At 58.9% G+C, this 22,568-nt stretch carries 26 protein-coding genes; 17 read left to right on the top strand and 9 right to left on the bottom strand.

Annotated elements, in window-relative coordinates; genetic code table 11:
- Positions 1 to 54: 54 nt before the first annotated feature.
- From GJV26_RS11715 to tssF, 7 genes are all read right to left on the bottom strand, one after another.
- Positions 55 to 1,809, bottom strand: a complete 1,755-nt coding sequence (locus GJV26_RS11715) for a type VI lipase adapter Tla3 domain-containing protein (RefSeq protein WP_155708963.1) — start codon at positions 1,807 to 1,809, stop codon at positions 55 to 57.
- Positions 1,806 to 2,627: an effector protein Tle3 domain-containing protein gene (locus GJV26_RS11710; RefSeq protein WP_173346190.1), complete on the bottom strand. Its 822-nt coding sequence runs from the start codon at positions 2,625 to 2,627 to the stop codon at positions 1,806 to 1,808. The genes GJV26_RS11715 and GJV26_RS11710 overlap by 4 nt, the downstream gene beginning before the upstream one ends.
- Before the next feature lie 84 nt (positions 2,628 to 2,711).
- Positions 2,712 to 4,319 carry a type VI lipase adapter Tla3 domain-containing protein gene (locus GJV26_RS11705; RefSeq protein WP_173346189.1) on the bottom strand — a complete coding sequence of 536 codons (1,608 nt, stop codon included), beginning with the start codon at positions 4,317 to 4,319 and terminating at the stop codon, positions 2,712 to 2,714.
- Between the two features lie 129 nt (positions 4,320 to 4,448).
- Positions 4,449 to 6,737: a T6SS effector phospholipase Tle3 domain-containing protein gene (locus GJV26_RS11700; protein WP_155708960.1), complete on the bottom strand. Its 2,289-nt coding sequence runs from the start codon at positions 6,735 to 6,737 to the stop codon at positions 4,449 to 4,451.
- Between the two features lie 10 nt (positions 6,738 to 6,747).
- Positions 6,748 to 9,585: a type VI secretion system Vgr family protein gene (locus GJV26_RS11695; RefSeq protein WP_229419271.1), complete on the bottom strand. Its 2,838-nt coding sequence runs from the start codon at positions 9,583 to 9,585 to the stop codon at positions 6,748 to 6,750.
- Between the two features lie 13 nt (positions 9,586 to 9,598).
- Positions 9,599 to 10,603 carry a type VI secretion system baseplate subunit TssG gene (tssG, locus tag GJV26_RS11690; RefSeq protein ID WP_173346188.1) on the bottom strand — a complete coding sequence of 335 codons (1,005 nt, stop codon included), beginning with the start codon at positions 10,601 to 10,603 and terminating at the stop codon, positions 9,599 to 9,601.
- On the bottom strand, positions 10,600 to 12,453 hold the full coding sequence (gene tssF / locus GJV26_RS11685; protein ID WP_155708958.1) for a type VI secretion system baseplate subunit TssF: 1,854 nt from the start codon (positions 12,451 to 12,453) through the stop codon (positions 10,600 to 10,602). The genes tssG and tssF overlap by 4 nt, the downstream gene beginning before the upstream one ends.
- Before the next feature lie 118 nt (positions 12,454 to 12,571).
- Between tssF and tssK the strand changes: the two genes are divergently transcribed.
- On the top strand, positions 12,572 to 13,906 hold the full coding sequence (gene tssK / locus GJV26_RS11680; protein WP_155708957.1) for a type VI secretion system baseplate subunit TssK: 1,335 nt from the start codon (positions 12,572 to 12,574) through the stop codon (positions 13,904 to 13,906).
- A 40-nt stretch (positions 13,907 to 13,946) separates the two neighbouring features.
- On the opposite strand, the gene GJV26_RS11675 is transcribed toward tssK, so the two are convergent.
- A complete protein-coding gene (locus GJV26_RS11675) occupies positions 13,947 to 14,120 on the bottom strand; it encodes a hypothetical protein (RefSeq protein WP_155708956.1) in 174 nt (57 codons plus the stop codon).
- A gap of 144 nt (positions 14,121 to 14,264) precedes the next feature.
- The gene (locus GJV26_RS11670; protein WP_308807626.1) at positions 14,265 to 14,867 is read right to left on the bottom strand and encodes a DUF2269 family protein; all 603 of its coding nucleotides are present in this window, start codon (positions 14,865 to 14,867) and stop codon (positions 14,265 to 14,267) included.
- 199 nt (positions 14,868 to 15,066) lie between these two features.
- Between GJV26_RS11670 and rplC the strand changes: the two genes are divergently transcribed.
- The 16 genes from rplC to rplF all read left to right on the top strand — a co-directional run bounded on the left by rplC (position 15,067) and on the right by rplF (position 22,568).
- Positions 15,067 to 15,723 carry a 50S ribosomal protein L3 gene (rplC, locus tag GJV26_RS11665; protein ID WP_155708955.1) on the top strand — a complete coding sequence of 219 codons (657 nt, stop codon included), beginning with the start codon at positions 15,067 to 15,069 and terminating at the stop codon, positions 15,721 to 15,723.
- Between the two features lie 3 nt (positions 15,724 to 15,726).
- Positions 15,727 to 16,347: a 50S ribosomal protein L4 gene (gene rplD / locus GJV26_RS11660; protein ID WP_130186556.1), complete on the top strand. Its 621-nt coding sequence runs from the start codon at positions 15,727 to 15,729 to the stop codon at positions 16,345 to 16,347.
- A complete protein-coding gene (gene rplW, locus GJV26_RS11655; RefSeq protein WP_131148099.1) occupies positions 16,344 to 16,658 on the top strand; it encodes a 50S ribosomal protein L23 in 315 nt (104 codons plus the stop codon). The genes rplD and rplW overlap by 4 nt, the downstream gene beginning before the upstream one ends.
- Complete coding sequence (gene rplB, locus GJV26_RS11650) at positions 16,658 to 17,485, top strand: 50S ribosomal protein L2 (protein ID WP_155708954.1); 828 nt, start codon at positions 16,658 to 16,660, stop codon at positions 17,483 to 17,485. The genes rplW and rplB overlap by 1 nt, the downstream gene beginning before the upstream one ends.
- 9 nt (positions 17,486 to 17,494) lie before the next feature.
- Positions 17,495 to 17,770 carry a 30S ribosomal protein S19 gene (rpsS, locus tag GJV26_RS11645; RefSeq protein ID WP_055937623.1) on the top strand — a complete coding sequence of 92 codons (276 nt, stop codon included), beginning with the start codon at positions 17,495 to 17,497 and terminating at the stop codon, positions 17,768 to 17,770.
- Positions 17,767 to 18,099 carry a 50S ribosomal protein L22 gene (gene rplV / locus GJV26_RS11640; RefSeq protein WP_189442147.1) on the top strand — a complete coding sequence of 111 codons (333 nt, stop codon included), beginning with the start codon at positions 17,767 to 17,769 and terminating at the stop codon, positions 18,097 to 18,099. The genes rpsS and rplV overlap by 4 nt, the downstream gene beginning before the upstream one ends.
- 9 nt (positions 18,100 to 18,108) lie before the next feature.
- The gene (gene rpsC / locus GJV26_RS11635) at positions 18,109 to 18,897 is read left to right on the top strand and encodes a 30S ribosomal protein S3 (protein ID WP_155708952.1); all 789 of its coding nucleotides are present in this window, start codon (positions 18,109 to 18,111) and stop codon (positions 18,895 to 18,897) included.
- Positions 18,898 to 18,911: 14 nt separating this feature from the next.
- Positions 18,912 to 19,331 carry a 50S ribosomal protein L16 gene (gene rplP / locus GJV26_RS11630; protein WP_145653055.1) on the top strand — a complete coding sequence of 140 codons (420 nt, stop codon included), beginning with the start codon at positions 18,912 to 18,914 and terminating at the stop codon, positions 19,329 to 19,331.
- Between the two features lie 12 nt (positions 19,332 to 19,343).
- Positions 19,344 to 19,535 (top strand): 50S ribosomal protein L29, encoded by a 192-nt coding sequence (gene rpmC, locus GJV26_RS11625; RefSeq protein WP_155708951.1) that lies wholly within the window; start codon positions 19,344 to 19,346, stop codon positions 19,533 to 19,535.
- A complete protein-coding gene (gene rpsQ, locus GJV26_RS11620; protein WP_130186549.1) occupies positions 19,532 to 19,804 on the top strand; it encodes a 30S ribosomal protein S17 in 273 nt (90 codons plus the stop codon). Before rpmC ends, rpsQ begins: the two co-directional genes overlap by 4 nt.
- Positions 19,805 to 20,063: 259 nt before the next feature.
- Positions 20,064 to 20,432: a 50S ribosomal protein L14 gene (rplN, locus tag GJV26_RS11615; protein WP_107144090.1), complete on the top strand. Its 369-nt coding sequence runs from the start codon at positions 20,064 to 20,066 to the stop codon at positions 20,430 to 20,432.
- A 9-nt stretch (positions 20,433 to 20,441) separates the two neighbouring features.
- The gene (gene rplX, locus GJV26_RS11610) at positions 20,442 to 20,756 is read left to right on the top strand and encodes a 50S ribosomal protein L24 (protein ID WP_130186547.1); all 315 of its coding nucleotides are present in this window, start codon (positions 20,442 to 20,444) and stop codon (positions 20,754 to 20,756) included.
- A 6-nt stretch (positions 20,757 to 20,762) separates the two neighbouring features.
- Complete coding sequence (gene rplE / locus GJV26_RS11605; RefSeq protein WP_130186546.1) at positions 20,763 to 21,302, top strand: 50S ribosomal protein L5; 540 nt, start codon at positions 20,763 to 20,765, stop codon at positions 21,300 to 21,302.
- Positions 21,303 to 21,308: 6 nt separating this feature from the next.
- Positions 21,309 to 21,614 carry a 30S ribosomal protein S14 gene (rpsN, locus tag GJV26_RS11600; RefSeq protein WP_155708950.1) on the top strand — a complete coding sequence of 102 codons (306 nt, stop codon included), beginning with the start codon at positions 21,309 to 21,311 and terminating at the stop codon, positions 21,612 to 21,614.
- A 14-nt stretch (positions 21,615 to 21,628) separates the two neighbouring features.
- Positions 21,629 to 22,024, top strand: a complete 396-nt coding sequence (gene rpsH / locus GJV26_RS11595) for a 30S ribosomal protein S8 (RefSeq protein WP_155708949.1) — start codon at positions 21,629 to 21,631, stop codon at positions 22,022 to 22,024.
- Positions 22,025 to 22,034: 10 nt separating this feature from the next.
- On the top strand, positions 22,035 to 22,568 hold the full coding sequence (gene rplF, locus GJV26_RS11590; protein ID WP_155708948.1) for a 50S ribosomal protein L6: 534 nt from the start codon (positions 22,035 to 22,037) through the stop codon (positions 22,566 to 22,568).

Below are 22,568 nucleotides of genomic sequence, written 5' to 3'. Positions count from 1 at the left end.
GTGGGTGCCCAGTTTGTTCGAACCTGATCGATAGCGTCGAGAAAGTGTAAACACTCAATCGACAACCGGCATCTCATAATTCTTCGAATCGATTGCCGGTTCCACGTTGTGCCGAAATTGTTCCCCCTGCTGCTTGCGCTTGTCGTCGGAAGGTGGGCTGATGAACACGATGCTGGCGCCATCGGCTTCGCGCATGTTGACGGCGGCTGACGTGCCGCCGGCGTTGTAGCTGCCCATCACGCCCAGCGCCATCTGCACGAAGAAGGTCGCCGCGCCCATGTTGCCGATCCGGTGGTCGGTACCGATGAACTGCGCCATGTTGCCGGTATCGATTTCCGGACCGCCCTGTTCGGCGTAGTGGTGCAACATGCCTTCGAAGGCAATCCGTTGTTCGGTGTGATTGCCGAAGGCGCCGATAATGCGGGCCGGGCCCTTGGCGCGCTCCGCTTCGGGCAGTGTTTTCAGTGCCTGCTGCCAGCCGGCTTCCAGCAATTTCTGCCGCTGCTCTCGGCGTGTCACCGGCTTGCCGTGCTCGTCTTCGAAACGGACGAACACGGGGCGATGGATGAAGCCGAGCGTGGGCAAATTGTCGAACGCGGCAAGCTGGTTGCCGTTCCAGGGAACAGGGAACCACGGGGTTGGTTTCCAGTTCTTTGGCGGCTGGTGATTCCAGTGTTTGAAGTTCCCCAAGATGGGCGCGACAAGGCTGGCATCGGTGCGTTTGCCTTTGGCGAACGCATCGGCAGTGGCGAGCCATTCGGCGACAGTGGGTTGGCGGCCTACAGGAACCAGTTTTTCAGGATTTGCGAGTCTTTCGGCAGTAGGTACTTTGTCTTGCAGCGCGAAATATGTTCTACGAAGTGTCTCTTGGAGATAGTCGTTATCCGGGTCTTTCCAAGCAAAAGGACGCAGCGGTTCGACGCGTTCGCGGCGGGCAAGAATAAATACGGCGGTAGAGTCTGGCATGGCGGGGATGTAATAGCCATCTTTAACTAATTTAAGTGCTCCATGAGGAAGGTTGTCGTTTCTTGTGCTCAAACTGTCTTCAGATAGGAGAACCACGTATGGGAGATCAGGATGAGAATCGAAAAAAGCAAATACTTCCTCTAGTAAATCATCAGGTCTTTCAGACAGCTTCCAAGGGCCAGTAACAAACAAATGCCACGCTATGCCGGTACCAATTGCACTGCTCGCTAGCCCGGCCATCGGATCCATTGCGCTCGGCTGTCCATCTGGATCGGCTATTGGCGATCCAGCATAGAAGGTTGGGACCCCCCAGTGAGTTGGTGATGGACCAGCTCCATTTTCAAGTGCATCACATGCTCTAGAGCCTGAAACCCCATCCTTGTCGAATCTTTGCCAATCATATTTTTTTGGATCCTGTTCTCTAATACTCTCGTAGGGTTGTCCTGCCTGAAGAATTTTCCACAATGAATTTTGCCGGTATTTTTCGACAGTAATGCCGAGGCTGATTACTTCCAATGCGTATTCTCGATGAGCTTGCAGATTCAGCGCCTTTGTTTTCTCTTGTTTAGGTTGATCTGACCGCTTTTGCCAATCCTTCTGGTGGCTAGTAACCGTCTTATTAGTAAAAAACCAACTACCAAAACATGCTGAAAAGGCGATCAAAATTGAAATGCTGAGCCATCGTATTTTATTCATAGTTGTTTCCATTTCTACGTGAAAAAAAGTTTCCTGAAATATGAGCCATATAAAGCTTACGATGATGATCGTTAATGCTGCGAATAGTATATATTTCACTAAATTCGGATGGCTGGGAGGAGTTGAGGCGAAAAGCTTTGCAGTCATTTATTTCTCCCGGTTACCTGTTTGCCGCTCATTGTTTCGGAAATAATTATTTCCCATAATTTTCCAAAGAGTATAGGAAGGCATTCCGGAAGAGTTCCGTTATTGTAATAGTATGAATTGCCCTCAATAAGCGTTCTGCGCCATGGGAGTTCATCATTCCAATAAATTGAAAATTCTTCTTTGAAAGTTTCCCACTTCATTATTCCACGTCGCGGTTTGTCGGATTTCTGCGGCTTCTTCAACCGCCAATCCGCCACCGCGCACAAATACGCATAAAAATTCGGATCACTACTCGCTTTTCCTCCACCAATGGCGACGTCATACGCAGTCACGCGCCGATGGTTTTCTCGGCTGCCGATGATCACGCCATGGAACGACTTCGCACTGACGGTCTGTTGCCATCGCAGTCGGGCTGCGTTCGGGCTTTCCTGGATGATGGCCTTGACGACACCGCTGGGATCGCGGTAGGCCTGGGTAACGGTAAAAAGGTCGTCCCTTGCAGCGTCCTTCGGTGCGTTTTCCGCGTTGTACAGGTCTGAAACACGCTGCAGTTCCGCACTGGACAGGGGCTCCGGCACTGCCGGGAAATGCCGGTGGCCCGACGGATCGGGACGGATCTTGCGCCAGCGGAGCAGGCCGCCATTGGCAGTGGCGGTCGCGGCATCGATCGGGTCGACTTCTTCGCAGGGACCCTGGTCCTTAACAGGCAAGCGCGACCTTGGGGAATTCGATGGCAACTTGTCCGCATCGATCTGGTTGCCGCGCAGGTCGGCGCGGCACGGCCTGTCGCTGCTGCTCGTTACGACGATGGAAGCCATGCCTCGCCAAGCCGGAAGCAGGCCGCATCGCATAAGGCTGATGGCCAGATGGGCGCGCTTATGTGCAAAGGGGGCGCGAAGCACTCACTCGACAGCCGGCACCTCGTAATTCTTCGGATCGATCGCAGGCTCGACGTTGTGTCGGAATTGTTCCCCCTGCTGCTTGCGCTTGTCGTCCGGTGGCGGGCTGACGAATACGATGCTGGCGCCGCCGAGTTCACGCAGGTTAACGGCGGCCGATATGCCGCCGGCGTTGTAGCTGCCCATCACGCCCAGCGCCATCTGTACAAAGAAGGTCGCCGCGCCCATGTTGCCGATGCGGTTGTCGGTGCCGATGAACTGCGCCATGTTGCCGGTATCGATTTCCGGACCGCCCTGTTCGGCGTAACGGTGCAACATGCCTTCGAAGGCAATCCGTTGTTCGGTGTGGTTGCCGAAGGCGCCGATAATGCGGGCCGGGCCCTTGGCGCGCTCCGCTTCGGGCAGTGTTTGCAGTGCCTGCTGCCAGCCGGCTTCCAGCAATTTCTGCCGCTGCTCTCGGCGTGTCACCGGCTTGCCGTGCTCGTCTTCGAAACGGACGAACACGGGGCGATGGATGAAGCCGAGCGTGGGCAAATTGTCGAACGCGGCAAGCTGGTTGCTGTTCCAGGGAACAGGGAACCACGGGGTTGGTTTCCAGTTCTTTGGCGGCTGGTGATTCCAGTGTTTGAAGTTCCCCAAGATGGGCGCGACAAGGCTGGCATCGGTGCGTTTGCCTTTGGCGAACGCATCGGCAGTGGCGAGCCATTCGGCGACAGTGGGTTGGCGGCCTACTGGAACCAGTTTTCCAGGATTTTTCTGACGCTCGGGGGTTGGAACATTATCTTGAAGCGCAAAATACGTTCTACGCAGTGTTTCCTGCAGATAGTCATTATCGGGGTCTTTCCATACAAAAGATCGTAAAGGCTCCACGCGCTCACGACGTGCCAATACAAGTACTGAGGAGGAGTCGGGCATTTCAGGAATGTAAAAACCGTCCTTGACTAGTCGTGATGACTCTAGAGGAAGATTGCGATCACGAGTTGTAAGGCTATCTTCAGATAGGAGCACCACGTACGGAATGTCTGGATAGGTATCAAAAAATTCGAATATTTCTTCAAGCAATTGATCAGGCCGTTCAGATAGCTGCCATTGGCCAGTAACAAATAAATGCCATGCCATGCCCGTACCTACCGCGCTAGCAGCCAAACCGGCTATTGGATCAATCAAACTAGGCTGTGCTGAAGGATCTGCAATTGGTGAGCCTGCATAGAAACTAGGAACGCCCCAGTACATTGGCGAGGGGCCGGCGCCATTCTCCAACGCGTCACATGCTCTGCCACCGGAAATGCCATATTTGTCGAATAGGGCCCACTCATACTTCTTGGGATCTTTTTCTCGAATGCTTTGATAGGGGTTGCCCTTTTGAAGTATTTTCCAAAGCGCATCCTGTCGATATTTATCGACCGTAATGCCTAGTCCAATTACTTCAAGAATATATTTATGCCTATTTTCATCGACATGTTTGGTTGTCGATTTCTGTTGCAATCCAGATGCATTGATTTGTTCTGTCCGTTCTTGCTCTATTGCCTTTCGCTTTGCTACGCACCACATTCCGCCAAAAATTAATGCAACAAATGAAAGTATAATTGCAATCCAATGCAATTTATTCATTATGGCCTCCATTTTCTATTAAATTGGAACTTCGAATGCGATCCATAGTGCATAAGGGCTAGGCAAGTCTGTTAATTTTGATGCATATCAATTTTTATTAATGTTCCGGTGTGAGGAAATTAATTATAGTTATTTTTTTGGATTTTTCTCTACTGTTCTTCCACTCATCGTTTCAGATACAATGATCTCCCACAAATTTCCGGTCAGTATGGGTAAGCAAGTCGGCAAAGTTCCAGTGCTGTAGTAATTGGCATTGCCTTCAATAAGGTCTTTTCGCCACTGGAGCTCGTCTGCCCAATAAACCCGGAATCGGCTCTGGAAATCTCCCCATTGTAAAATTCCGCTACGCGGATTATCCGACCTTTGAAGCTTCTTCAACCGCCAATCCGCCACCGCGCACAAATACGCATAAAAATTCGGATCACTGCTCGCCTTTCCGCCGCCAATGGCAACGTCATACGCAGTCACGCGCCGATGGTTTTCCCGGCTGCCGATGATCACGCCATGGAACGACTTCGCACTGACGGTCTGTTGCCATCGCAGTCGGGCTGCGTTCGGGCTTTCCTGAATGATGGCCTTGACGACACCGCTGGGATCGCGGTAGGCCTGCGTAACGGTAAAAAGGTCGTCCCTTGCAGCGTCCTTCGGTGCGTTTTCCGCGTTGTACAGGTCTGAAACACGCTGCAGTTCCGCACTGGACAGGGGCTCCGGCACTGCCGGGAAATGCCGGTGGCCCGACGGATCGGGACGGATCTTGCGCCAGCGGAGCAGGCCGCCATTGGCAGTGGCGGTCGCGGCATCGATCGGGTCGACTTCCTCGCACGGCCCGCGGTCTTCGGCCGGCAGGCGCGACTGTGGCGAGCCGGTCGGCAGCTTGTCCGCATCGATCTGGTTGCCCCGCAGGTCGGCGCGGCACGGCCTGGCCAGTGCTTCGCCATTGATCCGCCGGATGCCGAAACGCTGTTCGACCGGACTGGCGCGCTGATCGATCGGCCATGTGGCCACCGGGAGCCGCTTGCGCAGCGTGCGGCCGCTGGCTTCCACGTGGGCCTTGTCGTCCTCGACCCTGCCGTGCGGATCGAGCGCCTTGCTTGCCACGCGCAGGGGGAAGTCGTGCGGGGGCTGGCCCACCAGGGTCCATTCGAACTTGCCCGTGCCCGGGTCGAAGCGCATCTTGTCGGTGAATACGCGCTGGTGAAACGATGGCCCCAGTTCTTCCAGCGGCTTGCGCGTGACGCTCCTGGCCATCGGTCGGGTTGGATATTGTTCCTTGCGCGTTTGCGTGCGAGGGTCGAAGACCGGCAGATAGTCGCTTTTGTACTGTGTGCCGTTAATGAAGTCCGGCACGCCCTGCCAGCCGATGCCCTGCACATTGTCGAGCGCCACCGTCATGTCTTCCGGGCAGAAGTACAGGTAGACCTTGCCGCGGTTGTCGCGGTCGGCCACTGCCTTCCAGCGCTGGTCGACCATGCCGCCATGCTGCGCGTCGTCAGTCAGCGTGGTGAATGCCGGCATGGCGGCCTTGGCGCTGGCCACGCCGCGCACGATGTTGACCAGCGTCTGCAGGCGGGCATGCATGGTCTGCCGCGCATTGATCAGGTGATAGTAGGGTTCCATCGCGCTGTCGGTACCGCTGTGGATCAGTTCGGCTCCCCAGGTTAACCAGTTTGCATTCTCATCCAGGCCGTAGGGTGGATGGGTCAGTACCAGCGTGTCGGCAGGGCGCAGGCCCTGCTCCAGCAGGAAGGCTTGCGCAAGCAGGCTCAGCAGGCACCCCTGGCTGTGCGCGACGATGGTCACGGTCTCATTGGCATCGTAATCGCGGATCATCGAGATCAGCGCTGCCAGACGGCGCGCGGCCAGCACCATATACATGCGCCCGGGCGCGCTGCGCAGGGGACGGATCGCGTCGCCGGACGGATCGAAGGGCGCGCACATGCCCCTGTTCCACATGTCCGGCAAGGTGTTGGTGGCATTGCCGAATGGCCCGCCGCCCTTGGAAGAATCCTTGTCCAGGCGGTTGCCGTAGCGGTCGGTTTTCTGGCCGTTGACAATCCTGGTTTCGCTGTTCAGTTCCCGGTATCCCCAGTAGAAGGGAATGACCGGGCTATTGGTGTCGTCTATTACCGTGCGCTTGTAGAACACCGCGTCGGGATCTTCGACCACGCTATTTTTATCGGCGTCCGCAGGGTTTTTGTATCCGGCCGGCTGGAAGCGCCGCAGCAGCCGCTCTTCCAGCCCGGCGCACAGCCCTTCCTCCACGGCAGCGTAGCTGGTGCCCACATCGTTGACGCCATGGACCACGATGATGTTGCCGGGAAGGCGGCGGCGCACGGTCACACCCTTGCACTGTGTACGGCCCTTTTCCAGTACCGCATCGCGGGTGCCGCATTCGTAGGGAATCTTCTGGTAGCCCATGTATGTTCTCCTATGCCTTGTCGCCGCTGCTCATTACGACGATGGATGCCATCCGCATCGTCTCCCGCGCCACCACTTCCGACTTGCCGCCCACGTCGCTGCGGCCTTCCACGGTGCTGCCATCGTCAACCCTGATCTTGATGTTCGCCCCCGGAACCGGTGTCGGCACGAGCGGCTCGTCGCCTGGCACGCCTTCTTCGAAATGGGCTAGGAATTGCTGGTCCGCCCCCGCGCTGTCAAAAACCGGCAACTCGGCCGCGAGCGTGCTTGCGGCATCGAACGTAAAGTCGGGTGCAAGAAACTTCAGCGGGTTCTTGCTGCCGAAAGTGATGCTGCCATCGCCGATCTTGATGAACGAACCGTCGTCGGCCACCAGTTCGATCACCTTGGCCATAGCACGGAGCTTGCCTTCCGAAGATGTCAGCGTGAGATTGCGTGCCGCGTTGACGGTGGTGTCGTCGTGCTGGCTTTGCAGGAGCAGCTTTCCCTGGTGGGCGATGGCGCTCAAACCGTCATGGTGCGAGAACAGGGAAATGCCTTTGCCGGCGTTGAGCGTGAAGCACTGGCCCGCGGTCAGTTGCAGGTGCTGTTGGGCCACCGTATCGATGGTGCTGCCGGCATAGGTCACAACGGCTTTGGACGTGGCAAACCCCATTCCCGCCGGTGCGGTTACGGCGATGACCGGCTCGGCTGGCGGGTGTGTCTTGGGATCCGTGTTGCTGCCGGCTTCCCATGCTTCGAAGCGTGCGCGCAGCGCGTCCTGCTCCTGGCTGCTTGACGCAAGACCCTGGTGGCCGGCCGCATACTCGCCCAGCGTTCTGCACAGCTCGCCACATTCGCGCAGCAGGCGCAAATAGTCGTCGCGGGCCAGCTGGGCACCGGTTCTCGTTGCACCGCCGAGGCCTTTCCATGCGCTGACCAGCATGCCTTTCGCGGCGCGCAGCGCCAGGTGTTCGTCGGTGCGCAGTTCCGCTCCTTCGCCGCGCGCGGCTCCCCGGCCTTCGTGCCGCGGCTCGGTCAGGTAGCCGAGATTGAGCTGGCTGCCGCCGTGGTCGCTGGCGACCTGGATATTGATCTGGCCAGGCGTGTCGTCGATCCGTACCTGGTTGCCGCACTGGCCCTGGATTTCACGGCTGCGGATGCCCGACTGGTATTTGCTGCCGGGCAGGCCATCTTCCTTGCTGAACCCCGGCGGCGGCGCCGCGCGGTTGAACAGCTGGGCGACGATGACGGGCTTGTCGGGGTCGCCGCCGAGAAAATCGATCAATACCTCGGTGCCCACCGAGGGGAGAAAGCGGGTTCCGAACTGATTGCCGGTGCCTGGGCCATTTCCGGCCCAGCTCGACGCCACGCGTACCCAGGCGGAGTCCGCATCGGTATCGGAACTGCCGGCGCCGGCCGCATGCTCATGGTCGGCAGGCCGGGTGCCGGCAAGGCGGATCTTGACCCTGCCAAATTCGTCGCACCAGATTTCCTCATTCGGCGGGCCGACCACGATAGCGCTCTGCAGCCGAGGCGCTGGCAGGTCATAACGAGGGTCATACCGGGGCACGATGCGGATTCCGCGCCGCACGCATTCGAATTGCGTCTTGTAGCGGCTGGCTGTTCTTGCACGCGGCAGGTGGGGATCGAAAACCCAGCCGCTGCGGCTGAACAGCTGTTCCACCCTGGCGCGAAACTCCACCGGCAAGTTGTTCTGCGCAATAATCTGCTGCGCGGTGATGACGAATTGGCGTTCGCCGGTCGGATGCATGTCGAGCTCAGGGTGTCCATCGATCCGGATCCATTCGCCGACCGCCAGTGCGCGCACGCCGCCTTCGCCGCGGAAGCACTTCGCGGCGTAATCGTGACGGCCCATCTGCAGCGCGCCGAGGCGGGTAAGGTCCACCGCGCTGTCGGCAATGTGCGGAGCGGCCACCTCATGGTCTTCAAGCAGGGCGGCAAGCCGGTTGCCGCGAACGCCCTGGTCTGTGGCGCCCGTCGCGCCGGTCGTCATGAAGCTGCGGGCGGATGGATAATCGTAGTCCCAGCTATGCAGGGACGCACTAGCCGGCTGAAGGCTGCGAACGGCGCACCATCCATTGATCGCATCGCGTTCTTCCGTCGCGCTGTCGCGGTGGTAGCGCACCGTACCGGCGGCGTTCTCGGGCAAACGCAGCGGATCGTTGAACAGAACGAGTGTATGGGCAGGAACGGTGCTGCGCTGCAATTCCATCGGCGCCCCGCGATTGGGCATGCCGGGGCGAAAATACCAGGCAATGCCGCAGCGCCGCAACAGACGCCGGATGAATGCCGCATCCGATTCGTTGTGCTGCATCGTGAATTCCCGTCTGGACAAGCCCTGTTCGACCAGCGCCGGATCGATGGCGAGGTCGAAGCACGCCCGCAGCACGTCATTGCGCTGGCGCCATTCGGCCACCAGCAGCGCAATGATGTCCAACTCGCTCTTGTCGCGAAAAATCCGTGTGTTGCGGCGCTTGTCCATGACCGCCAGCGCATCGTGCAGTACCAGTTGGTAGGTTGCCAGTGCACCGTCGCTTTCACCTGCGGCAGCCTGGGTAACGATGCCGCACAGCCGGCGCAGCTCGCCCAGGTCGGTCACGATCTGCACTTCCGCCGGTAACCCGATGAAATCTTTCAGTGCAAGCCCGGCATTGTCGGTCACGCACAGCACCTGGTATTCGAACCCGTCGCATAGCGCTTCGCGGCCTTGCAGCCGCTGCGGCAGCAGCGTGCGCTCGCTGATACCGCCAGTACCGGCAAGCCGTAAATGCAGGGGCCGGTTTTCCGCCGACAGCCCGTCCGGGGCAATCATGTAGTTGAGGATATCGCTGTTTGCAGAGTCCATCGCTGTCCCTCACTTAGTCGAGTTCGTAACAAAAGCCTTCGCGGTCCGCGGTCTGCGGGTCGGTGATGCAGAACGTGCCATAGCCAAGCCGTGGCCAGGTCGACGGATCACCCCCCAGCCGGATCGGCACGATGTCCTGCGCGCGCAGCACGAGCAGAACCTCGAAGCGCAAGCCTTCCAGCGGGAACAGTGCCAGCACGGCCGGAAGCGCCTTCGCGCAGTCGCCGCCAGGCAGGAATCGATCGAACCCGGCTTTCGTCAATGGCCCGATGCGCAGCCGCACCCACCGGCCAGGTTCGAATATCCGCTCGCCCAGGGTAAGGAGCATGTCCGCGCGAAAATGTGGCGAGCCCAGGCGTGTCTGGTACTCGGCAGGCAGCGGCGACCATTTCCTGAGGAATTGCTCGACCGCGATGGGCACGTCGAAGTACTCCGAAAGGATCGACGCCAGCATCTGGGCCGTGACGGTATGCCGGCGCAGCGTGCCCGCGTGCATGGCGGGCAGGGTGGGCTGCACTCGCGATGCTGGTGGCGCTGACAGGTAACCTGCCATGGCCAGTGCAACAGGGAGGTGCGAAAGCGTTTTGTCGCCGCAGTGACGGTAGCTCCAGCGGGACAGTGACCAGGCCTGGTAAAACAACACCGTCGGGCGATGCGAAACCAGTTCGAAGAATGCGCTGTGGCTGCTGTCCCTGCTACGTTGGTCTGCTGCGGCAATGCTGTCCGTGTAGTGCCAGGGCAGAACGCCGGTGGAGCCGAGCATGGCCATGAACGCTGGCGTGATGCCGATGCATGGCATGTCCCCGGCCGCCGGTTGACGATCGTCGCCAGCGCCACGCTGGCATTCGATGGATTCGATGTCGCTCGCCGGGAATGCCAGCGAGGTGCGCGCCCGGAACCGCACGCAGTGGTCGAGGACATCCGTTGCTGCCAGGTCCTTGCCAAGCCAGGCGTCGATAACACGGACCGCCTGCCCGAACTGAAACCGGTAGGGCTGGGCGAACAGGCGTTCGATCACAGAAGTTCGAGGCTGCCGTTTCGTGGTTTGCATCGCATGAGATCCCTGCCCGTGGCGTGGCATTCAATGACGAGTTCGACAAAGCTGTTCAGGTGCACGTGCAGGCCCAGGAAGTGCTCGATGATCTGCGCAAAAGCATGTATGCCACTGCCGGCATAGGCTTGCTGGTCGATCATCAGCCGCACTTCGCTGCCATCCAGGAATCCGGCTGCGCCTTCATCGTTCCAGCGCACGCGGGTCCGCCGTTGCACCAGTCCCCGAATGCCGCCAATCTGCCGTTGCGTTGCCGGCGACCGGGGCAGGTCATAAAGGTTCAACACCTCGATCAGCGCTTGCGCATCGTGCTGCACCAGCGAATAGTGGTTAAGGGCCAGGTGCGAGATCAAGCGCCAGTGATCGCCCGTCGGAAAGCGGTAAGGAGCGGTCGGCTTGCGCAGCATCCGTATCGGCACGTTGCCCGATTGATGGGCCATCATCAGGTCGCCGCCCGCGGCACCGATGGGCAATTCCTGCGGCAAGGCCCGGTTCGTGCAGGTCAGGTCGATGGATATCGTCGCGGCTTCCACTGCCTGCGGATCGAAATCACGGTCGACGAAGGAGATGGAATGTTCATAGCCCGGGCTGGTTTCCGCCATCAGTGCATCGCGCCGGGAACGCCAGTAATGCCCATCTTCCGCTTCGGCCTGAGCGTGCCGAATCGAATAGTAGGGATGATAAGGACGGGTCGTGCTGCCTACGCCGCATTCCTTGAGCCCGACGACCTTGTCGATGCTGTAGATGTCGTAAGCGCTGGCGCGGCTCGTGTCGGCCAGCAAGGTGTATTCCGCCTTTGTATGGTCGAGATCGATTGCGCAGGCAGCCTTGCGGAACAGATTGACGGCCGGGGTGCAAGAAGGAAGCAGGGTGGTACGAGACAGGGAAGCCAGCGTCCTGGCGGCGGCGCTGTCGTCACGGGTATGGGCGATGCCAAGATGCAGCGTAATGCGGCGGCAGCCGGCGGGAATCTTGTCGGCGAATGCAGCGAAATCGACATCCACGAAATTGAATTTTTCTGGAAAGCAGAAATATTCTGTCAAGAATCGATAGGCCGGGTGCGAGCGGGTTTCGAACGGGATCATCGCTTCGTCTTCGCGAAAGCCAACCGGCAGCAGCGGGTTTTTTTGCAACGGCACCAGGCATTCGCTCTCGTCCGTTGAAAACCATGCCTGATGCACGCGCATGAACAACGTGTCCCGGAAACAGGCACCGTGGGAGGGATCGGCATCGATGAACAGGCGCCATTGTGCGATGGCTGGATCGGTGAACTCGAACCGGTCGGAGGTGATCTCGATCGCAATACGCATTGCGGCGGTTATTTCCGCATCGACACGGATTTCTGCCCGCGGCGTGAAATGTGCAATAAATTGAACGTCCGCCACGCGCATTGGCGCAAGCTTGACGTCGTAGACAGTGCGGAACTGGCACCGTGTGCCGCTTACCTCGGCCGAATGCAGCGTCGTTCCGCGAGCAATGGTGGGTACTTTCAGCAGGGTGGCTCCGGCTTTTTCGCCATCGAACCGAACAATCGTGGCTGGCGGAAATGGCCTGTTGTAGTTCGGATAATTTACCTGAAGCGTGCCTTCCGTGAACTCATCCTTGCTTTTCTCGATTTGCATGAGGGTTCGTGCATTGAGCAGGGCACATCCTTGCATCAGTTTGCGGATCAACGGGTCCTGGTCTGCGCCTGATCCGCTAAATCCCACGCCGGATGCCACCTGCGGATAATGCTTCGCGAATTCGGTGCCGAGGCGCTGGTTGATCAGCAGTTCCCGTTCGAAATGACTGAATAATTCCTGCAGAGCCTGGGTCATGTCACCTCCGTTGTAGAGAGGTGATTATTGACGAGCATCGATAGGGAATTATTGCTTTAACGCAAGTTAATTTCCGATAGAAAGATTCATGATGTGTCTTTCACACGAAAGGAGCATCATGAATCTTCCCTTGAAAGTATTATGGGGCGAGGGTATCGCGATCGGCCCGCATCAGCTTCAGCAAATGGACCGTTACCACGAAATCCGGCTCCAACAGCTTGCGATGACGCTCAATCCTTGCTTGTGGGGCGTGCGCAAGGCCAAGTGGAATATCGACGCGCTGGCCAATAACGTATTGATGGCCACTGAGCTTGCGCTGGTGTTCCAGGATGGCGAAATCTACGACGCGCCACTTTCCGAACAGGCACCGGCAGCGGTGGACCTGTCCACGCTTCCTGCCGAGCTCCAGACGTTTACCTACTACGCAGCGCTACCAATCGTGAATGGTCATGGCCACAACATGGCTGCCGAAGGCCGTTACATGCGGACGGATGGTGGAACAGCCGACCTGTTCTCGCACATGGCGCCGACCTCCGTTGCCTACCTGGCTAAGAATGTGCGCTTGCTGCCGCATACGGTATCGCGCAGCGCATACTTTTCGGTCCCTGTCATTCGCATCCGTCGCGCCAGCACCGGCGGCTTCGAATCCGATCCGACCTTCATGCCACCCTCGGTCACGCTGGCGACGGCGGCAGGCCTGCCCACATTGCTCGATGCGCTGTTGGCCAAGCTGAACGCCAAGATCGCGGCACTGTATGAGCGGCAACGCATGAACCACCGGCAGGCGTTCGAGGTGCACAGTGGCGATTTCTCGTCGTTCTGGATGCTCAACGTGCTCTGCACTGCTGCGGCGCCGCTGACGCATTGCGCCAGCTTCCGCCTTCACCATCCCGAGTACGTGTTCGACCGGCTGACGGCGCTGGCCGGCGGATTGATGACGTTCTCGCCCAAGTTTACGCTGGCCGATCTGCCCACATACCGGCATGATGATCCCGGCCCTGGTTTCGAGAGGCTCGACGCCATCATCCGCGACCTGATCGACACCGTGATCTCTTCACGCTACTTCGTCATTCCATTGGCCTCGGCAGCCGAACGACCTTCTATCTTCCACGGCATGCTCGATGCGTCCCGCGTCGATCACCGCACCCAGTTATGCCTGGCGGTAAGCGCGAACATGTCGGCGCTGGACCTGGTACCAGCCGTACTGTCGCGCTTCAAGATCGGCTCGCCGGATGATGTCGAGCACATGATCAGCGTGGCGCTGCCGGGCGTGGAGCTGGTACACATGGCGCAATTGCCTACGGAAATCCCTGTGCGGCCAAACACTTATTACTTTTCCCTGACAGCCAGGGGCAAGCTATACGAGGAAATGCTGAAGGCCCAAGCCATCACGCTGTATACGCCTTCCGGCATCGATGGATTGCAGTTCGAGCTGTTCGGCATCTCCCCTTGATCGCCAGGCCGGCGGTTGCCGGCACCTCTGGCGGCGGCACTTAACCTCCCAGCCGCCGCGACCGGGCGGCAACCCCCATCAGCATCATGCCGGCGCGCAGCATCATCCACGTGCCCGGCTCGGGGATCGGTCCCGCCGTGATCACATCGGTAAAGGCCGACAGGTACAGGGTCACGACCAGGTCGCGATCGCTGCCGTTCGCATAGGCCAGCAAGAAATCCTTGTCCAGCGCCTCGTGGAAGTCCGAGTCCCAGAACGCCAGGCTGAAGCGGCGCAGTTCCGCCGTAAGGCGCGTCGGCCAGCTACACGTTCTGATTGCGGGGCGACATGACGGGGCCGGGCCCCCGTGCCCGGTTTTTCAGGCCGGCTTATTGAGCATCAGCCAGAAAATCACCACTAGCGCGCTGAACGCGGGAATGCCGAGCACGAACCACCAGCGCTGGTAACGCCAGTACAGCGGCGGCAGCGGCGTGTTCCCCGCATCGGCAACCCGCGCCAGGTCGCGCATCCGCATCTGCAGCCACACGACGGGCAGCCAGCAGGCGCCGGCCAGCAGGTACAGCGCCACGGACCAGGCGATCCATTGGCTGGACAGGGGGTAGCCGGCCAGCCAGACCATCGCGAAGCCGGTAACCGGCTGGACGATCACGGCCGGCGTGGTGAACAGCCAGTCGGCCAGTACCGTGCGCTCGGTGACGATGCGGATCGCCCGCACGTCGCCGGCGCGGTCGGTGATCCATTTGAAGAAGGCGATCCCCATGCCGGTGCCGAACAGCACGGTGGAACTCAGCACGTGAAGCAGTTTCAGCAGCATGTAGGCGGTCATGGTGGCGATTATGGCATCGAAGCCGCCGGTGCGCCGCTCCGGGCCCTTTGGCGGCAGGGCACGCGGCCCGGGGAGCCGCTCCACGCGGCGATCCGGCGGCTCGCGGCCGCCGCCGATGACAGGGTTGCATGCCAAAAAAATACGTCGCGTGGCCGTGCGCGACGGTTGTGCAAACTTTGTGCAACAAGCATCGACATACCCCGTACTTACTTGTTGCGTCAAGAGGCAAAGCAAAGTACACTAGCCGGCTTCGGTATGGACACGTCTTTTTTGGTCCTGCCATTTTTGTAGTTCAACATAGCCCTGCCCAATCGTAGGCGGGAATGGAGAAAAAATGAGCCTTGGCCTCCTCGGTCGCAAGGTTGGCATGATGCGCATCTTCACGGACGACGGGGATTCGATCCCTGTGACCGTGCTGGACGTGTCGAACAACCGTATCGCGCAAATCAAAACTCCTGAAACGGATGGTTACTCCGCTGTTCAGGTCGTATTCGGTCAACGTCGCGCTTCCCGCGTGACCAAAGCCGCTGCGGGTCACTACGCCAAAGCTGGTGTCGAAGCCGGTACTCTGTTGAAAGAGTTCCGTATCGACGCAGCAAAAGCTGCCGAACTGAAAGCTGGCGAAGTCATCGCCGCTTCGCTGTTCGAAGTCGGTCAGAAGATCGACGTGCAGGGCACCTCGATCGGTAAAGGCTATGCCGGTACCATCAAGCGTCACAACTTCGCATCCGGCCGTGCAACCCACGGTAACTCCCGTTCGCACAACGTACCAGGCTCCATCGGTATGGCGCAGGATCCGGGCCGCGTGTTCCCTGGCAAGCGCATGACCGGTCACATGGGCGACGTTACCGTCACCACCCAGAACCTGGAAATCGCTCGTATCGACGCCGACCGTCAGCTGCTGCTGGTCAAGGGCGCGGTACCAGGCGCGAAAAACGGTCAGGTGGTCGTATCGCCAGCCGTTAAAGTCAAAGCTAAGAAGGGAGCTTAATTCATGGAACTCAAGCTCTTGAACGCTGAAGGTCAAGCCGCGTCGAACGTTGCTGCTGCAGACACCGTCTTCGGCCGTGATTACAACGAAGCCCTGATCCACCAGATCGTGGTTGCTTATGCAGCGAACGCCCGTAGCGGCAACCGCGCGCAGAAGGACCGTGAACAGGTTCACCACACGACCAAGAAGCCTTGGCGCCAGAAAGGCACCGGCCGCGCCCGTGCTGGTATGTCGTCGTCGCCACTGTGGCGTGGCGGTGGTCGCATCTTCCCGAACTCGCCTGACGAGAACTTCACCCACAAAGTGAACAAGAAGATGTACCGCGCCGGCCTGTGCTCGATCCTGTCCCAGCTGGCTCGCGAAGAGCGCCTGGTCGTGATCGAAGATCTGTCGATCGAAGCCCCGAAAACCAAGCTGCTGTCGCAAAAGCTGGCTGGCATGGGTCTGGATTCGGTCCTGATCATCACCGAGAACATCGAAGAAAACCTGCTGCTGGCTTCCCGCAACCTGCCGAACGTGCTGGTCGTGGAACCGCGTCATGCAGATCCAATGTCGCTGGTCTTCTACAAGAAGATCCTGGTTACCAAAGCGGCACTGGCCAAGATTGAGGAGTTGCTGGCATGAGCGCCGTCAAATTTAGCGAAGAGCGCCTGTTGAAGGTGCTGGTGGCGCCGGTCATTTCCGAGAAGGCCACGATGGTCGCGGAAAAGAACGAACAGATCGTGTTCCGTGTTGCTCCGGACGCGACCAAGCCAGAAATCAAGGCCGCCGTTGAACTGCTGTTCAAGGTTGAAGTGGAATCGGTGCAGACCGTAAACCGCGAAGGTAAAGTCAAGCGCTCGGGTCGTTTCATCGGCCGTCGCAATGCTACCAAGCGTGCTTTCGTGTGCCTGAAGCCTGGCCAGGAAATCAATTTCTCCGAGGAGGCTAAATAATGGCACTCGTTAAGATGAAGCCAACCTCCCCAGGCCGTCGCGGCATGGTGAAGGTGGTGACCGAAGGCCTGTACAAAGGTCGTCCGCTCGCCGCCCTGGTTGAGAAAAAATCGAAGACCGCCGGCCGTAACAACAACGGCCACATCACCACCCGTCACATCGGTGGTGGTCACAAGCAGCACTACCGCCTGGTCGACTTCAAGCGCAACAAGGATGGCATCCCTGCGAAAGTGGAACGTATCGAATACGATCCAAACCGCACGGCGCACATCGCCCTGCTGTGCTACGCCGACGGCGAGCGCAAGTATGTCATCGCTTCCAAAGGCCTGTCCGTCGGCGATACGCTGATGAACGGTTCCGAAGCGCCGATCAAGGCCGGTAACACCCTGCCGATCCGCAACATCCCGGTCGGTACCGTGATCCACTGCGTCGAAATGCTGCCAGGTAAGGGTGCCCAGATGGCCCGTACCGCCGGCGCCGGCGTCGTGCTGATGGCCCGCGAAGGTACTTACGCTCAGGTGCGTCTGCGCTCCGGCGAAGTGCGCCGCGTGCATATCGAATGCCGCGCAACCGTGGGCGAAGTCGGCAATGCCGAACACAGCCTGCGCAAGATCGGTAAAGCCGGTGCGATGCGTTGGCGCGGTGTGCGTCCGACCGTCCGTGGTGTCGTCATGAACCCGGTCGATCACCCGCACGGTGGTGGTGAGGGCAAGACGGCAGCTGGTCGTCACCCAGTGTCGCCATGGGGCCAGCAGACCAAGGGCAAGAAGACGCGTTCGAACAAGCGTACTTCTTCGATGATCGTCTCGCGCCGCGGCAAGAAATAAGGATAAATCATGACCCGTTCATTGAAAAAAGGGCCGTTTTGCGACGCCCACCTGGTGAAGAAAGTCGAAACCGCGCAAGCGACGAAAGACAAGAAGCCAATCAAAACCTGGTCCCGCCGTTCGACGATCATGCCTGACTTCATCGGCCTGACGATTGCCGTGCACAACGGCAAGGTGCACGTGCCTGTGTACGTGTCCGAGAACATGGTTGGACACAAGCTCGGCGAGTTCGCGCTGACCCGTACGTTCAAGGGCCACGCTGCTGACAAAAAGGCGAAGAAATAATGGAAACCAAAGCAATCCTCAAAGGCGTGCGCCTGTCGGATCAAAAGGGTCGCCTGGTGGCTGACCTGATCCGCGGCAAGAAGGTTGACGCCGCGCTGAACATTCTGCAGTTCAGCCCGAAAAAAGGCGCCACCATCATCAAGAAGGTGCTGGAGTCCGCCATTGCGAACGCCGAGCACAACGATGGTGCCGACATCGACGAACTGTTCGTGAAAACGATCTACGTCGAAAAGGGCCCGATCCTGAAGCGCTTCACCGCGCGCGCAAAGGGCCGTGGCGACCGCATTTCGAAGCAGTCCTGCCACGTCTACCTGACGGTCGGAAACTAAGGAGCCAAGATGGGACAGAAAATTCATCCAACCGGCTTCCGTCTGGCCGTAACCCGTAACTGGGCTTCGCGCTGGTACGCAACCAACGGTAACTTCGCTCAGATGCTGAACGAAGATCTGAAGGCGCGCGTCTACCTGAAGAAGAAGCTGAAGAACGCCTCCGTCGGCCGCATCGTCATCGAGCGTCCTGCGAAGAACGCCCGTTTCACCGTGTACAGCTCCCGTCCGGGCGTTGTCATCGGTAAAAAAGGCGAAGACATCGAAGTGCTGAAAGCGGAACTGACCAAGATCATGGGCGTGCCGGTGCACGTCAATATCGAGGAAATCCGCAAGCCGGAAATCGATTCGCAGCTGATCGCCGATTCGATCGCCCAGCAGCTGGAAAAGCGGATCATGTTCCGCCGCGCCATGAAGCGCGCAATGCAAAATGCAATGCGCCTGGGCGCCGTCGGCATCAAGATCATGTCGTCCGGCCGTCTGAACGGCATCGAGATCGCCCGTACCGAATGGTATCGCGAAGGCCGCGTGCCTCTGCATACCCTGAAGGCGGACATCGACTACGGCACGTCCGAAGCATCGACCACCTACGGCATCATCGGTGTCAAGGTGTGGGTGTACAAGGGTGACCGCTCCGCCACCGGCGAAGCACCAGTCATCGACACCCCGGCCGACGAGAAGAAGCCACGCGGTCCGCGTCGCGACGATGGTAAGCCGGGCGGTCGCCCACGTCCAGGTCCGGGCGCCAAACCAGGCGCCCCAGCCGCTCGCCGCGCTGCGAAGCCGGCTGCAGCTGAATAAGCAGGAGAATAAGCATGCTGCAACCATCCCGCAGGAAGTATCGTAAAGAGCAGAAGGGCCGTAACACCGGCATTTCGCACACGCGCGGCACTGCCGTGTCGTTCGGCGAATTCGGTCTGAAAGCCGTCGCACGTGGCCGTATCACCGCCCGTCAGATCGAAGCTGCCCGTCGTGCCATGACCCGTCACATCAAGCGTGGCGGCCGTATCTGGATCCGTATCTTCCCGGACAAGCCGATTTCGAACAAGCCGGCCGAAGTCCGTATGGGTAACGGTAAAGGTAATCCGGAGTACTACGTGGCTGAAATCCAGCCAGGTAAAGTGCTGTATGAAATGGACGGCGTGGACGAAACGCTGGCACGCGAAGCGTTCCGCCTGGCTGCCGCCAAACTGCCTCTGGCAACCACCTTCGTGGTGCGCCAGGTTGGCCAATAATTGGAGTGAAATATGAAAGCATCTGAACTCCGCGGCAAAGACCAGGCCGGTCTGCAGAAAGAGCTGAACGACCTGCTGAAGGCACAGTTCGGCCTGCGTATGCAGAGCGCCACGCAGCAGCTGAGCAACAACTCGCAGCTGAAGAAGGTCCGCCGCGACATCGCACGCGTCAAAACGGTAATGAACACGAAGGAAGCCAAATGAACGAACCAGTGAAACAGTCGCTCAAGCGCACGCTGATCGGTAAAGTGGTGTCCGACAAGATGGACAAGACCGTTACCGTGCTGATCGAGCGTCACGTCAAGCACCCTCTGTACGGCAAGATCATCGTGCGTTCGGCGAAATACCACGCACATGACGAAACCAACCAGGTCAAGGCCGGTGATACGGTCGAGATCGCGGAAGGTCGTCCGATCTCCAAGACGAAGGCGTGGACGGTGACCCGTGTAGTGCAAGCTGCACAAATCGTCTAAGAAGAAAGCCTGGCCGGGACCGTTGCGTCCCGGCCCGTTTCCAATTAGTTCTTGCAGGCCCGCAGGTTGTATGTAATACTTGCGGGCTTCGTTCATGTATCGCCGCTAAGTGTCTTTCCACAGACGCGGTTTCGCGGTCAGTACTGTATGAAGGTCAAGCACCCAAACAGCAATGCAGCAGCATTGTTGGCGGGACCAAGACTGACCGAGAGGTCCGCATTGTGTGGATTCTTCGGCTTAAGTTGGGAAAGAGAATACTATGATTCAAACTGAAAGCCGGCTCGAGGTAGCCGACAACACCGGTGCGAAAGAAGTTATGTGCATCAAGGTGTTGGGCGGTTCCAAGCGCCGTTACGCTGGCATCGGCGACGTGATCAAGGTCACGGTTAAAGTGGCTCAGCCTCGCGGCCGTGTCAAAAAAGGTGAAATTTATAACGCCGTGGTTGTGCGCACCGCTAAGGGTGTGCGTCGCCAGGACGGTTCCCTGGTCAAGTTCGATGGCAACGCTGCCGTCCTGCTGAACTCCAAGCTGGAACCGATCGGTACCCGTATCTTTGGCCCGGTGACGCGCGAACTGCGCACCGAGAAGTTCATGAAGATCGTGTCCCTGGCACCGGAAGTCCTGTAAGGAGTCACAATGGATAAGATTCGCAAAAACGACGAAGTCGTCGTCCTGACCGGCAAGGACAAGGGCAAGCGCGGTGTCGTGACCCAGCGTGTAGACGCTGAGCACGTCGTGGTGGATGGCGTGAACGTGGCCAAGAAGGCCGTCAAGCCGAACCCGATGACGGGCGTAACTGGTGGCATCGTCGACAAGACCATGCCTATTCACGTGTCCAACGTTGCTCTGTTCAACGCTGCGACCGGCAAGGCCGATCGCGTGGGCTTCAAAGAAGTGGACGGTAAAAAAGTCCGCGTCTTCAAGTCCTCCGGCGAAGTAGTGAAGGGGTAATTGAAAATGGCCCGTCTGCAACAAGTATACAAAGAGAAGGTCGTTTCCGAGCTGACCGAGAAATTCGGCTACAAATCGGTAATGGAAGTGCCACGCCTGACCAAGATCACCCTGAACATGGGTGTTGGCGAAGCAATCGCCGACAAGAAAGTCCTGGAACACGCTGTTGGCGACCTGACCAAGATCGCCGGCCAGAAGCCGGTGACGACCAAGTCGCGTAAAGCAATCGCCGGTTTCAAGATCCGCGAAGGCTACCCGATCGGTACGATGGTGACCCTGCGCGGCGCCCGTATGTACGAATTCCTGGATCGCTTCATCACCGTGGCACTGCCACGCGTGCGTGACTTCCGTGGTGTGTCCGGCCGTTCGTTCGATGGCCGCGGCAATTACAACATCGGCGTCAAAGAGCAGATCATCTTCCCGGAAATCGAGTACGACAAGATTGACGCGCTGCGCGGCATGAACATCTCGATCACGACGACCGCCAAGACCGACGACGAAGCCAAAGCTCTGCTCGCCGCATTCAAATTCCCGTTCAGGAACTAAACGATCATGGCAAAACTCGCACTGATTAACCGTGAACAGAAGCGTGCCGACCTGGTGGAGAAATTCGCCGCCAAACGCGCCGCCCTGAAAGCCATCATCGACGACCAGTCGAAGTCGGAAGAAGAGCGTTACGAAGCACGCCTGAAACTGCAGGCCCTGCCACGTAACTCCGCACCGACCCGCCAGCGTAACCGCTGCGCCATCACTGGCCGTCCACGTGGCACCTTCCGTAAATTCGGTCTGGCCCGTATCAAGCTCCGTGAATTCGCCATGCGTGGTGAGATCCCGGGTATGACCAAAGCCAGCTGGTAATAGGAGAATAAGCAATGAGTATGAGCGATCCTATCGCCGATATGCTGACCCGTATCCGCAATGCACAGGGTGTGAAGAAGACCACCGTCGCAATGCCGTCGTCGAAAGTCAAAGTGGCGATCGCCTCCGTCCTGAAGGACGAGGGCTACATCGAAGATTTCGCAGTGTCCTCCAACGAAGGCAAAGCGGAACTGAAAATCGGCCTGAAGTACTACACCGGCCGTCCTGTCATCGAGCGCCTCGAGCGCGTGTCCCGTCCGGGCCTGCGCGTGTACAAGGGCAAGGATGAGATTCCAACCGTGATGAACGGTCTGGGCGTGGCCATCGTGTCGACTCCGCAAGGCGTCATGACCGACCGCAAAGCGCGCGCTACCGGCGTCGGTGGCGAAGTCATCTGCTTCGTGGCTTAAGGAGTAACACATGTCTCGAGTAGCTAAAATGCCGATCGCCGTGCCGGCTGGCGCCGAAGTCGCCATCTCCGCACAAGCGATCACCGTCAAGGGCCCGCTGGGCACCCTGACCCAGAGCCTGAATGGCCTGGTCAAAGTTGAAAACAACAACGGCACGCTGTCGTTCGAAGTTGCCAACGAAAGCCGCGAAGCGAACGCCATGTCCGGCACGCTGCGCGCACTGGTCAACAACATGGTCACCGGCGTCACCAAGGGCTTCGAGAAGAAGCTGTCCCTGGTCGGCGTGGGTTACAAGGCGCAAGCCCAGGGCGACAAGCTGAACCTGTCGCTGGGCTTCTCCCACCCTGTCGTGCACTCGATGCCGGCTGGCGTGACCGTGGCTACCCCGACCCCGACGGAAGTCGTGATCAAGGGTGTCGACCGTCAACAGGTCGGCCAGGTTGCCGCAGAAGTTCGTGCTTACCGCTCCCCTGAGCCTTATAAAGGCAAGGGCGTCCGCTATGTGGACGAAGTGGTCAAGATCAAAGAAACCAAGAAGAAGTAA

This window comes from Pseudoduganella dura (genome assembly GCF_009727155.1).
GTDB lineage: Bacteria > Pseudomonadota > Gammaproteobacteria > Burkholderiales > Burkholderiaceae_D > Rugamonas > Rugamonas dura.
The sequence above is the reverse complement of the archived record's forward strand: the minus strand, read 5'-3'. Positions and strand labels throughout refer to the sequence as shown.

Coding starts and splice junctions, on each gene's coding strand:
- GJV26_RS11715 (WP_155708963.1), bottom strand. CDS start 1,809: ATGACTGCAAAGCTTTTCGCCTCAACTCCTCCCAGCCATCCGAATTTA.
- GJV26_RS11710 (WP_173346190.1), bottom strand. CDS start 2,627: ATGGCTTCCATCGTCGTAACGAGCAGCAGCGACAGGCCGTGCCGCGCC.
- GJV26_RS11705 (WP_173346189.1), bottom strand. CDS start 4,319: ATGAATAAATTGCATTGGATTGCAATTATACTTTCATTTGTTGCATTA.
- GJV26_RS11700 (WP_155708960.1), bottom strand. CDS start 6,737: ATGGGCTACCAGAAGATTCCCTACGAATGCGGCACCCGCGATGCGGTA.
- GJV26_RS11695 (WP_229419271.1), bottom strand. CDS start 9,585: ATGGACTCTGCAAACAGCGATATCCTCAACTACATGATTGCCCCGGAC.
- tssF (WP_155708958.1), bottom strand. CDS start 12,453: ATGACCCAGGCTCTGCAGGAATTATTCAGTCATTTCGAACGGGAACTG.
- tssK (WP_155708957.1), top strand. CDS start 12,572: ATGAATCTTCCCTTGAAAGTATTATGGGGCGAGGGTATCGCGATCGGC.
- rplC (WP_155708955.1), top strand. CDS start 15,067: ATGAGCCTTGGCCTCCTCGGTCGCAAGGTTGGCATGATGCGCATCTTC.
- rplD (WP_130186556.1), top strand. CDS start 15,727: ATGGAACTCAAGCTCTTGAACGCTGAAGGTCAAGCCGCGTCGAACGTT.
- rplW (WP_131148099.1), top strand. CDS start 16,344: ATGAGCGCCGTCAAATTTAGCGAAGAGCGCCTGTTGAAGGTGCTGGTG.
- rplB (WP_155708954.1), top strand. CDS start 16,658: ATGGCACTCGTTAAGATGAAGCCAACCTCCCCAGGCCGTCGCGGCATG.
- rpsS (WP_055937623.1), top strand. CDS start 17,495: ATGACCCGTTCATTGAAAAAAGGGCCGTTTTGCGACGCCCACCTGGTG.
- rpsC (WP_155708952.1), top strand. CDS start 18,109: ATGGGACAGAAAATTCATCCAACCGGCTTCCGTCTGGCCGTAACCCGT.
- rplP (WP_145653055.1), top strand. CDS start 18,912: ATGCTGCAACCATCCCGCAGGAAGTATCGTAAAGAGCAGAAGGGCCGT.
- rpmC (WP_155708951.1), top strand. CDS start 19,344: ATGAAAGCATCTGAACTCCGCGGCAAAGACCAGGCCGGTCTGCAGAAA.
- rpsQ (WP_130186549.1), top strand. CDS start 19,532: ATGAACGAACCAGTGAAACAGTCGCTCAAGCGCACGCTGATCGGTAAA.
- rplN (WP_107144090.1), top strand. CDS start 20,064: ATGATTCAAACTGAAAGCCGGCTCGAGGTAGCCGACAACACCGGTGCG.
- rplX (WP_130186547.1), top strand. CDS start 20,442: ATGGATAAGATTCGCAAAAACGACGAAGTCGTCGTCCTGACCGGCAAG.
- rplE (WP_130186546.1), top strand. CDS start 20,763: ATGGCCCGTCTGCAACAAGTATACAAAGAGAAGGTCGTTTCCGAGCTG.
- rpsN (WP_155708950.1), top strand. CDS start 21,309: ATGGCAAAACTCGCACTGATTAACCGTGAACAGAAGCGTGCCGACCTG.
- rpsH (WP_155708949.1), top strand. CDS start 21,629: ATGAGTATGAGCGATCCTATCGCCGATATGCTGACCCGTATCCGCAAT.
- rplF (WP_155708948.1), top strand. CDS start 22,035: ATGTCTCGAGTAGCTAAAATGCCGATCGCCGTGCCGGCTGGCGCCGAA.